The sequence below is a fragment of the Methylophaga sp. UBA3603 genome (genome assembly GCF_002375335.1).
Classification (GTDB): domain Bacteria; phylum Pseudomonadota; class Gammaproteobacteria; order Nitrosococcales; family Methylophagaceae; genus Methylophaga.
On the sequence record NZ_DFMC01000006.1, the window covers coordinates 12676 to 25107 of the forward strand.

Annotated in this window: 13 protein-coding genes; 7 read left to right on the forward strand and 6 right to left on the reverse strand. The window is 45.9% G+C overall.

Annotated features, from left to right (window positions below; genetic code table 11):
• Positions 1-95 precede the first annotated feature (95 nt).
• Positions 96-785 carry a cAMP-activated global transcriptional regulator CRP gene (gene crp, locus B4F66_RS02540; protein ID WP_292356734.1) on the forward strand — a complete coding sequence of 230 codons (690 nt, stop codon included), beginning with the start codon at positions 96-98 and terminating at the stop codon, positions 783-785.
• Here the strand turns inward: crp and trpC are convergent.
• The 6 genes from trpC to rpe are packed head-to-tail and all read right to left on the reverse strand — an operon-like array spanning position 765 to position 6063.
• Complete coding sequence (trpC, locus tag B4F66_RS02545) at positions 765-1562, reverse strand: indole-3-glycerol phosphate synthase TrpC (protein WP_292356732.1); 798 nt, start codon at positions 1560-1562, stop codon at positions 765-767. The genes crp and trpC overlap by 21 nt on opposite strands.
• Positions 1563-1571: 9 nt before the next feature.
• Positions 1572-2600 carry an anthranilate phosphoribosyltransferase gene (trpD, locus tag B4F66_RS02550; RefSeq protein WP_292356730.1) on the reverse strand — a complete coding sequence of 343 codons (1029 nt, stop codon included), beginning with the start codon at positions 2598-2600 and terminating at the stop codon, positions 1572-1574.
• On the reverse strand, positions 2587-3180 hold the full coding sequence (locus B4F66_RS02555; RefSeq protein ID WP_292356728.1) for an aminodeoxychorismate/anthranilate synthase component II: 594 nt from the start codon (positions 3178-3180) through the stop codon (positions 2587-2589). Before B4F66_RS02555 ends, trpD begins: the two co-directional genes overlap by 14 nt.
• Positions 3181-3195: 15 nt before the next feature.
• Positions 3196-4689: an anthranilate synthase component I gene (gene trpE / locus B4F66_RS02560; protein WP_292356726.1), complete on the reverse strand. Its 1494-nt coding sequence runs from the start codon at positions 4687-4689 to the stop codon at positions 3196-3198.
• A 9-nt stretch (positions 4690-4698) separates the two neighbouring features.
• Complete coding sequence (locus tag B4F66_RS02565) at positions 4699-5367, reverse strand: phosphoglycolate phosphatase (RefSeq protein WP_292356724.1); 669 nt, start codon at positions 5365-5367, stop codon at positions 4699-4701.
• A 3-nt stretch (positions 5368-5370) separates the two neighbouring features.
• Positions 5371-6063 (reverse strand): ribulose-phosphate 3-epimerase, encoded by a 693-nt coding sequence (gene rpe / locus B4F66_RS02570; RefSeq protein ID WP_292356723.1) that lies wholly within the window; start codon positions 6061-6063, stop codon positions 5371-5373.
• Positions 6064-6206: 143 nt separating this feature from the next.
• Between rpe and B4F66_RS02575 the strand changes: the two genes are divergently transcribed.
• From B4F66_RS02575 to B4F66_RS02600, 6 genes are all read left to right on the forward strand, one after another.
• Positions 6207-7142, forward strand: coding sequence for a DUF3530 family protein (locus tag B4F66_RS02575; RefSeq protein WP_292356721.1), 936 nt, complete (start codon positions 6207-6209; stop codon positions 7140-7142).
• On the forward strand, positions 7142-7948 hold the full coding sequence (locus B4F66_RS02580; RefSeq protein ID WP_292356719.1) for a spermine/spermidine synthase domain-containing protein: 807 nt from the start codon (positions 7142-7144) through the stop codon (positions 7946-7948). The genes B4F66_RS02575 and B4F66_RS02580 overlap by 1 nt, the downstream gene beginning before the upstream one ends.
• Before the next feature lie 78 nt (positions 7949-8026).
• On the forward strand, positions 8027-8617 hold the full coding sequence (locus tag B4F66_RS02585; protein WP_292411165.1) for a L,D-transpeptidase family protein: 591 nt from the start codon (positions 8027-8029) through the stop codon (positions 8615-8617).
• Between the two features lie 412 nt (positions 8618-9029).
• Positions 9030-11219, forward strand: coding sequence for a YgiQ family radical SAM protein (locus B4F66_RS02590; protein WP_292353417.1), 2190 nt, complete (start codon positions 9030-9032; stop codon positions 11217-11219).
• 73 nt (positions 11220-11292) lie between these two features.
• Positions 11293-11838 (forward strand): cytochrome b, encoded by a 546-nt coding sequence (locus B4F66_RS02595; RefSeq protein ID WP_292353416.1) that lies wholly within the window; start codon positions 11293-11295, stop codon positions 11836-11838.
• A gap of 16 nt (positions 11839-11854) precedes the next feature.
• On the forward strand, positions 11855-12424 hold the full coding sequence (locus B4F66_RS02600; protein ID WP_292353415.1) for a YceI family protein: 570 nt from the start codon (positions 11855-11857) through the stop codon (positions 12422-12424).
• Positions 12425-12432: the final 8 nt, after the last annotated feature.

Below are 12432 nucleotides of genomic sequence, written 5' to 3' on the forward strand. Positions count from 1 at the left end.
CCTGCATAAAATACGTATAACAACGTTTAATTTTGCCATATTCATCGGAATTGGGCAGAATTAATCCTTATAAAAATAAGCTGGGCCTTCATGACATGGATTATTTAAAACACAAAGAGAGAGAAGAGCAGTTGGCAGAGTTTTTCAAACACTGCCACAGTAAAGTCTACCCCGCCAAAACAATGCTGGCGCGACCGGGTGATATTCCTGACAGGCTCTACTACATTCGAGAAGGCTCTATCAGCATCTGTGTTGAAAACGAAGAGGGCGAGGAATTAATTGTCGCCTATCTCAATCAGGGCGACTTTATCGGTGAAGTTGGCTATTTTCACGATAATATCAATGACCGCATGTCGGTGGTCAAAGCCAGAACCGATTGCCGCACCGAAGAAATCAGTTATCAAACCCTCAAGGCGCTTTCCAAAACAGAATTAAAAGGTTGCTATCCCTATCTGTTGGAAACGTTGGGTGAGCAGATGTCCAAACGTTTGCTGACCACGACTCGTAAAGCCACCAACATGGCATTTATGGACGTTTCCGGACGGGTAGAAGAAGCCCTGCGTGATTTGGCTGCGCAGCCTGATGCGATGCGCCACGAACAGGGGCGGCAAATCAAGATCACCCGTCAGGAAGTCAGTCGCATTGTTGGCTGTTCGCGGGAAATGGTCGGCCGGGTATTAAAAGAATTACAGGAACGCGGCATCCTGTGGGCGCACGGTAAAACGATGGTATTGTTTGACGAAGACCATCGTGGTGTGAATGCCTCAATTAAAAAGGTTGGCTAACGCTTCACCTGGTTCATCTGCCCGCATAAAAGCCTCGCCAACCAGGAAACCATTCACACCGTGCTCACGCATGAAAGTGATATCTTCCTTACCAAGGATACCGCTTTCGGTGATCACAATTGTTTCATCGGGAATGAAATTAAGTAACTTGATAGTGGTTTCCAGCGACGTTTCAAAAGTATGTAAATCGCGGTTATTGATGCCTATCAAAGGCAGATTCAATACCAATGCACGATGCAACTCTTCTTCGTTATGCACTTCAACCAGCACATCCATATCCAGCTGAATGGCTAACTGACTTAACTGTTCCAGTTGATCATCATCCAACGCGGCAACAATCAACAAAATACAATCGGCGCCGATCGCCCTGGCTTCAAATACCTGATAGGGATCGATAATAAAATCTTTACGAATGACCGGTAGCTGACAGGCCGTACGCGCCTGTTTCAGATAATCTTCATGGCCCTGGAAAAAATCCTTATCGGTCAATACCGATAAACAGGCCGCGCCACCGTTTTCATAAGACAAGGCAATTTCAGCAGGGCGAAAGTCTTCGCGTAGCACGCCTTTACTGGGTGAGGCCTTTTTAACTTCAGCAATAACGGCGCTTTGTCCAGCAGCCAGTTTACGTTCAATCGCCTCAACAAAACCGCGTACCGGTTCAGCGTTTTCAGCCAATTGCTGTAACAGATTAATAGGCAAACGTTTACTGCGCTCGGCAATTTCCTGTTGTTTACGTTGTAGAATTTTTTTCAGAATATCGGGTGTGTCAGTCATAAACGATCTTTAAAGTTGGCTGCAGGTGATGAGTGCATCTAGTTTTTGTTGAGCAATACCGCTATCAATATAATGTTTTGCCTGACGAACGCCTTCAGCAAGGTTGTCAGCCAAATCTGCTGTATAAATGGCAGCGCCGGCATTGAGCACAACAATATCGCGGGCAGGGCCAGGTTCACCGGCAAATACACGCTGAATAATATCGAGACTTTGCTGTGCATTGGTGACGGTCAGCTGACTGATATCAACTCGTTGCATCACAAAATCTTCGGGTTTGATTGTGTAGGTGGAAATCTCGCCATTTTTAAGCTCTGCGACAAAGGTGTCGGCGCCGATGCTGATTTCATCCATACCATCTTCGGCATGCACCACCATCACATGTTTACTGCCCAGTTTTTGCAATACCTGGGCAATCGGTTCAACCCATTTTTTATCAAATACACCCATTACCTGATGTTTGGCTTTGGCTGGATTGGTCAGTGGGCCGAGCAAATTGAAAATAGTGCGGACACCCATTTCACGGCGAGGCCCAACGGTATATTTCATTGCACCGTGATGGCGTTGGGCAAACATAAAGCCGACACCAGTTGTTTCAACACAGTGGGCTACCTGCTCAGGTGTTAGTTCCAGATTCACACCCGCTGTTTCCAATACATCAGCGCTGCCGGAAGTGCTGCTGACAGAACGATTGCCATGTTTTGCGACTTTGCCACCGGCCGCAGCCACTACAAAGGCACTGGCGGTGGAGACATTAAAGCTGCTGGCACCATCGCCACCGGTACCACAGGTATCAATAATATGTTCACCGGTTACCTGTACTGGCGTGGCTAATTCACGCATTACCGACGCTGCTGCCGCAATTTCGGTAATGGTTTCGCCTTTCATCTGTAAACCAATCAAGAAGCCACCAATTTGAGCGTCTGTTGCTTCGCCGGTCATAATCATCCGCATTGCTGCAGTCATTTGCTGCTCAGACAGATGCTGATGCTGGGTGATCAGCTTGATGGCTGCCTGCATGGTAAATTCATTGTCCGCCATGGTGTTCATCCAGGAAGTTTTTTAATAATTGATGACCTTGTTCAGTCAAAATGGATTCAGGGTGAAACTGCACCCCTTCAATTGGCAGGGTTTTGTGCCGGACACCCATAATTTCATCAATGCTGCCATCCGGATTTTCTGTCCATGCAGTCACCTCAAAACAATCGGGCAGCGTTTCTTTTTTTATGACCAGTGAGTGGTAACGAGTTGCCTGCAATGGATTATTCAATCCCTTAAATACACCGACATTGTTGTGATGCACCGGTGAAGTCTTTCCATGCATGATTTCGCGTGCGTGCACAACATTGCCCCCAAATGCCTGACCAATTGCCTGATGGCCCAAGCAGACACCCAGAATAGGTTTTTTGCCGGCAAATTGATGAATAACGTCTAATGAAATTCCAGCTTCATTTGGCGTGCAAGGACCGGGTGAGATCACTATAAGTTCAGGGTTAAGGGTCTCTATGTCGTTAATGGTCAGTTTATCGTTACGCTGCACCTTCACCTCAGCACCCAGTTCAGCAAAATACTGCACCAGGTTGTAGGTGAACGAATCATAGTTATCAATCATTAACAGCATAAGGTGTCCTGTTATTTATTCAGTTGGTTTTGGCGGCTCAAGACCTGCCTCAGCCATGGCAACAGCTTTAAATATCGCACGGGCTTTATTCATGGTTTCTTCCCATTCCATTTCCGGAACAGAATCATAGACAATACCGGCACCTGCCTGGATATGCAGTTGCTTGTCTTTGATGACGGCTGTGCGGATAGCAATGGCTGTATCCATGTTGCCAGCCCAGGACAAATACCCAATGGCACCAGCATAAACGCCGCGTTTAACCGGCTCTAATTCGTCAATAATTTCCATTGCACGCACTTTCGGCGCACCGCTGACGGTACCGGCCGGGAAGGTAGCACGCAGTGCATCCATTGCCGTCATTCCGGGGAGAACCTGTCCAGTCACATTGGAAACAATATGCATCACATGTGAATAGCGTTCGATGACCATTTTATCGGTCAGATTTACCGTACCTGTCTGACTGACCCGGCCCACATCATTACGCCCCAGATCGATCAACATCAAATGCTCTGCCAGTTCTTTTGGATCGTTGAGCAGTTCTTGTTCCAGTGCTTTGTCCTGTTCTTCCGTCTTACCACGACGACGCGTGCCGGCAATCGGGCGAACCGTCACTTCATTGTCTTCCATGCGTACCAGAATTTCCGGAGAAGATCCGACAATGTGGAAGTCTTCCAGGTTCAGGTAATACATGTACGGCGATGGATTTAATGTGCGTAAGGCGCGATATAAGTCAATTTCTGCCGCATGAAAAGGCACTGACAAACGCTGTGAAAGTACCACCTGCATGATGTCGCCATCGTTAATATATTGTTTTGCCTTACTGACCGCATCGATAAAGCCGTCATGGGTAAAACCAGAAACAAAATCCTGTTCGGAAATCGAGTTCTGTGGACGTTTATCGTTAAATTTAGGGGTGGATTCCCGCAACTCAGTAATCAGCTGATCCAGACATTGCTGTGCCTGGTCGTAGGCATCGGGTAGTGTTGGATCAGCATGTACGATCAAAAACAATCTTCCACTGAGATTATCAAACACCACCAGTTCGTCTGACACCATCAGCAACACATCGGGGCAGCCCAGCGGGTCATTTGCAGGGGCTTCGCCTAAACGGGTTTCAACATAACGAACCGTGTCGTAGCTGAAATAGCCAACCAGGCCACCGTTGAATTTAGGTAAATGTTCCAATGTGGGCACATTGAACTTCGCCTGAAAATCGGCAATCCAGGTCAACGGGTCGTCATGCTGAATTTCATTTATCAATACATTACGTTGATAAACTTTGATTTGATCACCGAATACTTTGATAACGGATTCACAGGGAAGACCAATAATTGAATAACGTCCCCATTTTTCGCCGCCGTGAACCGACTCGAAAAGATAGGAATAGGGCGCATCTGCCAATTTAAGATAGGTACTTAATGGCGTGTCTAAATCCGCGAGGACTTCGCGATAAAGAGGGATACGGTTATAGCCTTCACTGGCCAGTTGGTCGAATTGTGCCTGTTTCATTTTCGGCTTCTAAAAAAGAGTGTTTAACTCAGCAAAACTATCAATTACTGCGTCTGGGTGAGCAGCGCGGATATCATTGCCATGGTTATAACCGTAGCTCATACAGACGATTTGAAAACCGGCGGCGCGTGATGCATTGACATCACTGACCGAGTCGCCAATCATCAAAGCCTGCTGTGGCTCGATTTTAAAATAATTGGCTGCATAAAGCAGCGGTGCAGGATCCGGTTTTTTCTGCGGCAAGGTATCACCGCTGACAATCAGTTCAAAATAATCGCGGATCCCCAGATTATTCAGAATGGGCAGCGTAAACTGCTCATCTTTATTCGTCACACAGCCCAGATGAATGCCCTGATCCTTGAGCCATTGCAATCCCTGTTTTACACCGGGGTATAGCAGACTGCGTTTACTGGTGTTTTCTGCATATAACGCCATAAAGATTGGAGCTGCCTGGGCATAAAGTGCTTCAGCAGGTTCACCATCAAGTTGATTTATCAAGGCACGTTTTATAAGTCTTTCAACACCATTACCCACCCAGTTTCTGACTTTGGTTTCGCCACGTTCGGGCAGGTTGAGTGCCCGCATGGTCTGATCGGTACACCAAGCCAGATCAGGCACACTGTCAACCAGTGTGCCGTCCAGATCAATTAACGCAAGCTCTGGCTTGATTAATGCCATTGATTAGATTTTTGCCTGGGCCAATTCAGCACGCAGTGCTGCAATTACGGTTTCATATTTATTAGGATCATTATCCTGAGCAGCACCAAATACGGCAGAACCAGCAACAAAAGTACGGGCGCCGGCTTCAGCAATTTCACGGATATTCTGAACGTTTACACCACCATCAATTTCCAGATCGATATCATAGCCACTTTCATCAATCATTTTGCGAGCCTGACGCAATTTTTCCAGCGTGTGAGGAATAAATTTCTGACCGCCAAAACCCGGGTTCACAGACATCAGCAGAATACGATCTACTTTGTCCAGAACATGTTCAGCCAGCGTTAATGGCGTCGCAGGGTTAAATACCAGACCGGTTTTACAGCCTTCTGCTTTAACCAGTTGCAGGCTGCGATCAATGTGATCCGAAGCTTCAGGGTGAAAAGTGATGTAACTTGCGCCAGCTTTGGCAAAATCAGGAATAATGCGATCAACCGGTTTCACCATTAAATGTACGTCGATTTCAGCGGTAACACCATGCTTGCGCAAAGCTTCACAGACCAAAGGTCCGATCGTCAGGTTAGGGACATAATGGTTATCCATAACATCGAAGTGAACGATATCAGCACCTGAGGCCAGTACATTTACCACTTCTTCGCCAAGGCGGGCAAAGTCAGCGGAGAGGATAGATGGGGCAATTTTGAATTCGGCCATGTCGGATTCTCTCTAAGTTAGTTAAAAATTTGCTATCAAAACCCGTTACTCTACCCCAAAAGCCGGGTTTTTTCAGCTTTTGAAATTCATTATCGCTCTTTATACTGGCGTCAGTTGTCCAACCGAGCTAAATAGGAAAACAAGTGCGAATTCACCCACGATTGTTTATTACATTTTTGATGTTTCTACCGTGCATGACTTTACAGGCCGGTGCTTTAGATGAAACATCAGCAGCAAAGCCGCAAATATTGCGTCAGGATTCAATAACGAAAGGCTATGAGCCATTAGCTGTAGGTGATCAAACCATTGCTTCAGCGTATTTACCCCAAACCTTAGGTATACCTCGTGGTGCTATTTTGTTACTGCATGACATCAATGAACATATCGACAGTGCTGCGATTGGTATTCTAAGACGACAGTTACCGGGGTATGGCTGGAATACATTATCAATCAAGATTATTCGGTTTACTGAAGCGAGTGAACAAGAGCCTCCCGCCACAGAGGAAGGCGCTGCTGTTGTGGATGAGGCAAATTCAGCAGAACAGGCTGAAACAGATGAAGCTGCAGCAACAGAAGCTGAGAATACGTCCGCAGATAATGAAAATACTGAAACAGCCGATACAACTGAAACGGCAGAACCAGCGGAAGCAGAATTTACAGCGATAACCACTGCCCAGCGTCTGGATGCGGCGTTATTAAAGTTACAGCAGCAAGGTCATGAAAATATTGTTTTGATTGGTCAGGGTGCAGGGGGAGAACTGGCCTTAAAAACGCTTAACGAAACTGCGGTTCCGGTTGCCGCAGTAATCATGATAAATACCGGTGAATTAGCAGAAGGAACAAGCATGACTGAAACGGCGATTCCAATACTGGAAATTCTGGGCAGTCGTCAGAAAGACACTATTAAACAAGCTGTTCTGCAACGGCAGATACAGATGAAAACCGAACAGAAAACCAATTATCAATTGCGACAAGTTAATGGAGCGGCTCATTATTTCGCCAGCTCGTCCAGACGATTAACCAATCTGGTTCATGGCTGGTTATATACGCAGTTTTTTGAAGAAGAGGATGCGCCTTAATGCGCCTTTACTATGGTGGCTCAGTGGTTTATCAAGCCGCTTCTGATGAGGGCATTATTGAAGTCGTTGATATTGGCGATCAGCGATCGCTGCATTTCGGAACTTATCCACGTCAAAGCAGCATGTCCTTGCAATCACCCCATTTGCTTGAACTGAGTTATACCCGCGCCATGATGGCCAGCTTATTATTTCAACCGAAGCCCAAAACTATCTGTGTTATCGGACTGGGTGGTGGATCACTGGTCAAGTTTTTGTTGCACCATTTTGAAGATTGTCAGATTGATGTCATCGAATATCGGCAGGATGTGATTGATGTGGCACATCGCTATTTTGAAGTGCCGCATAATGATCCCAGACTGCGGATTCATCACGATGATGGTTATCAGTTTGTCAGTAACCAGTTTTTCAGCAATGGCGCGTTTTATGATCTGTTGCTGGTCGATGCTTTCGATCATGTGGGAATGTCGGCCAGTGTGGGTGGCCAGGCATTTTTCGATGCCTGTGCCGGCGTGCTTAATGACGATGGACTGATGAGTATCAATCTATGGGGAACCGATCGGCCAGGATTCAGTCAATCGATGCAACGGATAAATCAAAGTTTTGATAATCAGACCTTAGTGCTACCGGTGGCGGATAAAGGCAATGTGATTGGTCTGGCGTTGAAGCAAAAATTCAATGTGAGCCAGTTAAAAAGACATCGAGACCTGGCCGAAAATCTTAATCAGCAGTTTGATATCGGTTTACCGCAATCATTGCATGATCTGATAAAACAGAATATTTCATTTTTAAACCGATTATTTCTTTAAAAATATTAATTTACAGGTGATAATTCAGGCGTTTTATGATAAAAATCTATTGTCTTTTCTTAGCGGATTAACTGCCATATGCTCAGGCTGCTTTTCTTAGTCTTTTTATTTCATTGGCCTGCTGCTGCCACGATGGCAGATTCAGAGGCCATTGAAGTGGTGATTGTGCGTTCAGAAAATAAATTACTGGTTAGAAAAAACGACAAAACCTTACGCAGTTTTAAAGTGGCCTTTGGCAGTGGTGGTCGTCAGCCAAAAATGCAGGAAGGTGATCGCAGAACACCCCAGGGACATTATCGAATCAAAGATATCCGCAGCAGCGATAAGTTTTATCTGTTTATGCATCTGGATTACCCCAATATGGATGATGCAAAACAAGCGCTTAAAGATGGCAGAATAACCCGCACGCAATACCGCAAGATTCTCGCAGCGTTTATCTACAATGAAACTCCGCCGCAAAATACACCGTTAGGTGGACAGATTGGCATCCATGGTATCGGTGAAGAGACACCAGACAAACTGGATATTCATGCAATATCGAACTGGACCAAAGGGTGCATTGCAATGCGCAACTCTGAAGTGCGTGAGTTAGCCATGTGGGTTGATGAAGGCACACCGGTCATTATTATTGATTCACTTGAGTCTTTTAAGGCGGCAGTTAATCCCTAGGGCGTGTTTATCTTTCATATCCACCACTGCTGGCGACTATTTTTGTGTCCGGCAAGGCGGAAAGCACGCAGTGTAGCCTTCCTACATAAGTGATTGACAACGCAGGCGGCCGCAAAAATAGTCCCAGCCCTTCGGGTTGTGACTGAAAAAGCGCCACTCTGCGTTGCTCGTCACTTATTTAGAATAACTAAAAGGCGCTCCTCGTGCCTTGATTGACGCTTTTTCAGCTCACAACAGAGGCGGAGATGAAAGATAAACACGCCCTAGCAAGTTTATAACAGCCACATTTGTCAGAACATAAATGTATTGGTCATATTTAACTGCATCGAAGATACCTAAAACCTAAGAACAAGCCATCAGGTGTTTGCTACAATAAGCCATTGATTTTTCGCTGTTGTTGATCTGAGGTTGTATGCAAGCCGCTCCCGATATTTTTTCTTACCGCAAATTCTGGGCTCACCGCTTTGGTGTTGCGCCACAATTGCCAATGTCACGCAGTGAAATGGAAGCTCTTGGTTGGGACAGTTGTGATGTGATCATCATTACCGGCGATGCCTATGTGGATCATCCCAGTTTCGGCATGGCATTAATTGGTCGATTACTGGAATCTCAAGGTTTTCGGGTCGGAATTATTTCGCAGCCCGACTGGAACAGCACTGAAGATTTTCAGCGATTAGGTAAACCGAATCTATTTTTTGGCGTCACTGGCGGCAATATGGATTCGATGGTCAATCGTTACACCTCAGATAAAAAAATTCGTCGTAATGATGCTTACACTGCCGATGGAGAGGGTGGTAAACGCCCTGATCACAGTGTTGTTGTATACAGTCAGCGTTGTCGTGAAGCTTACAAGGGTGTGCCAATTGTTATCGGTGGCATAGAAGCCAGTTTACGTCGTATTGCTCACTATGATTACTGGTCCGAAAAAGTACGCCGCAGCGTGATTATGGATTCCAAAGCCGATTTACTGGTTTACGGAAATGGTGAGCGGCAGGTAGTTGAAATAGCTCATCGACTGGCGCAGGGTGAGGCGGTTAGTGAACTGATCGATGTACGTGGAACAGTCTATACAAAGCGTCATGGGCGACGTGATGACTGGTGGGAAAAAGATTCCACCAGTATTGATAAACCGGGTCAGCTTAATCCGCCGATTGATCCATACCAGATGCAGACTGAAGAAAGCTGTGAGCAATCAAAGGCTGAAACTGCTGAGCAAAATGCTGTGCCAGTTGAACCCGCTACCAATGTAATCAAAATTCATCGCGTTTCTCCGCGTAATGCTGAGAAAACCGTTATACGCCTGCCGCGTTACGAAACCGTTAAAGACGATCCAATCATCTATGCACATACTTCACGGATTCTGCATTTAGAGACTAATCCGGGTAATGCATTGGCGCTGGTTCAGCAACACGGAGATCAGGATGTCTGGCTCAATCCACCACCGATTCCTTTGACTACCAAAGAGATGGATGCGGTATTTGATCTGCCTTATAGCCGTTTGCCGCATAAGGAATATGGCCAGGCCAATATTCCGGCTTATGAGATGATCCGTTTTTCGGTGAATATCATGCGTGGCTGCTTTGGTGGCTGTACTTTCTGTTCGATTACCGAACATGAAGGTCGCATTATCCAGAGCCGCAGTGAAGATTCGATTATTCGTGAGATAGAGGCCATTCGCGATACCACGCCCGGCTTTACCGGCATTATCTCGGATCTCGGTGGTCCGACCGCCAATATGTATCGACTGGCTTGTAACAGCGAAGAAATCGAAGCCAGTTGCCGGCGTCTGTCCTGTGTTTTTCCGGGTGTCTGTAAAAACCTGAATACTGACCATACGCCTTTAATTAATTTATATCGTCGTGCCCGCAGTCTGCCGGGTATCAAGAAGATCCTGATTGCCTCTGGATTGCGTTATGACCTCGCAGTTCTGTCACCGGAATATGTCAAAGAACTGGTCACTCATCACGTGGGCGGCTATCTGAAAATTGCGCCGGAACATACCGAAGATGGTCCACTGTCACAGATGATGAAACCCGGCATTGGTACCTACGATAAATTTAAGGCCATGTTTGATAAATATTCCAAGCAGGCTGGCAAAGAACAGTATTTGATTCCGTATTTTATCGCTGCCCATCCGGGTACGACTGATAAAGATATGATGAATCTGGCGTTATGGTTAAAACATAATGGCTTTCGAGCCGATCAGGTTCAGGCATATTTGCCCTCACCGATGTCAGCTGCAGCCGCAATGTATCATTCGGGCAAGGATACCTTACACAAAGTACGTCGTCAGGGCGGCGATATTACCGTTCCGAAAGGCTTGAAAGTCAGGCGTTTGCATAAAGCGTTTCTGCGTTATCACGATCCGGAAAACTGGCCGATGTTACGTGAAGCACTGAAAAGTATGGGCAGATCTGATTTGATCGGTAATGGCAAAAAACATCTTATACCGAGCTTTCAACCCAAAGGCACTGGCGAAATGGGTGAAGGCAAACGTATTACCCGTAAGGCAAAAACGCCTTCAACAAAACCGGCTTTCCGTACCCAGCATGTTCGCTCCAAAAAGGTAAAAAGTGGAACGCAACGTTCCCGTAAACGATAGCATTTGAATGGAACCCAGCCGGTAAAAGCTGGGTCTGAAAACCATCTCAAGAGATTCCTATGGAGAGGAGTGCATGCGTTTAATCAACAGCAAAGATCACTACGGTTTAATCAGCATACTGCTGCATTGGTCGGTCGCACTACTCACCATCGGCTTGTTCTTTCTTGGCATATGGATGGTCGACCTTGGCTATTATGACGACTGGTATTACCAGGCACCCTGGTGGCATAAAGGTTTGGGATTTATTGTTTTTCTATTGGTAGTGTTGCGCTGGATCTGGCGACCCATTGCAGGAAAACCAAAAGCTATTTCATCTTCCCCCGTTTGGCAGCAACTGGCAGCCAAAGTCGTTCACCAATTGATGAACCTGGCCATTGTCCTTCTGGCAATAACCGGCTACCTGATTGTCACTGCAAAGGGGGAATCTTTGGGGATTTTCGATTGGTTCAGTATTCCAGCTATTTCCAAATTATCAGTTGAAACCAGTGATCTGGTCAGCAAACTGCATTTATGGTCTGGCTACTTCATTATTTCATTGGCTTCATTTCACGCCCTGGCGGCATTGAAACATCATTTCATCAATAAAGATGCAACGTTGCGTCGCATGCTTAATCTTTAAACCAACAGGAGTTACCATGAAAAAAACCATCTTTGCCTTGGCTATGAGTACGGTGTTTACATTGCCTGCTCATGCGGCTGACTATGTTATTGATACCCAGAAAGCCCATGCATTTATTGATTTTCGGATTCAGCATTTGGGATTTAGCTGGATGAGCGGTCGCTTTAATGATTTTGAAGGGACTTTCAGTTATGACTCGGAAAACCCGGAAGCGTCAAAAATTGATGTGAAAATTGATGTTGCCAGTGTAGATACCAATTTTGCTGAACGTGATAAACATTTGCGTGAACAATTTCTTGAAACGGCGCAATATCCCGATGCTCGCTTTACTTCCACCAGCTTCGAACAGCTGGAAGACGGTACATTATTGATGAAAGGCGATTTCACGTTGCATGGTGTTACCAAACCGATGACCATTCCAGTTGAGAAAGTCGGTGAAGGTGATGATCCATGGGGTGGTTATCGAGTCGGTTTTTATGGCGAAACCAGCTTTATCATTGAAGATTATGACATTGATGTCAGCAAGTTGGGACCAAGCTCGCAGGAAGTCTTTCTGATTTTGTCTATTGAAGGTATCAGACAGTAGTTGATTTG

Coding starts and splice junctions, on each gene's coding strand:
- B4F66_RS02590 (WP_292353417.1), top strand. CDS start 9,030: ATGCAAGCCGCTCCCGATATTTTTTCTTACCGCAAATTCTGGGCTCAC.
- B4F66_RS02585 (WP_292411165.1), top strand. CDS start 8,027: ATGCTCAGGCTGCTTTTCTTAGTCTTTTTATTTCATTGGCCTGCTGCT.
- B4F66_RS02595 (WP_292353416.1), top strand. CDS start 11,293: ATGCGTTTAATCAACAGCAAAGATCACTACGGTTTAATCAGCATACTG.
- B4F66_RS02555 (WP_292356728.1), bottom strand. CDS start 3,180: ATGCTGTTAATGATTGATAACTATGATTCGTTCACCTACAACCTGGTG.
- B4F66_RS02600 (WP_292353415.1), top strand. CDS start 11,855: ATGAAAAAAACCATCTTTGCCTTGGCTATGAGTACGGTGTTTACATTG.
- B4F66_RS02580 (WP_292356719.1), top strand. CDS start 7,142: ATGCGCCTTTACTATGGTGGCTCAGTGGTTTATCAAGCCGCTTCTGAT.
- trpC (WP_292356732.1), bottom strand. CDS start 1,562: ATGACTGACACACCCGATATTCTGAAAAAAATTCTACAACGTAAACAA.
- crp (WP_292356734.1), top strand. CDS start 96: ATGGATTATTTAAAACACAAAGAGAGAGAAGAGCAGTTGGCAGAGTTT.
- trpD (WP_292356730.1), bottom strand. CDS start 2,600: ATGGCGGACAATGAATTTACCATGCAGGCAGCCATCAAGCTGATCACC.
- trpE (WP_292356726.1), bottom strand. CDS start 4,689: ATGAAACAGGCACAATTCGACCAACTGGCCAGTGAAGGCTATAACCGT.
- B4F66_RS02565 (WP_292356724.1), bottom strand. CDS start 5,367: ATGGCATTAATCAAGCCAGAGCTTGCGTTAATTGATCTGGACGGCACA.
- rpe (WP_292356723.1), bottom strand. CDS start 6,063: ATGGCCGAATTCAAAATTGCCCCATCTATCCTCTCCGCTGACTTTGCC.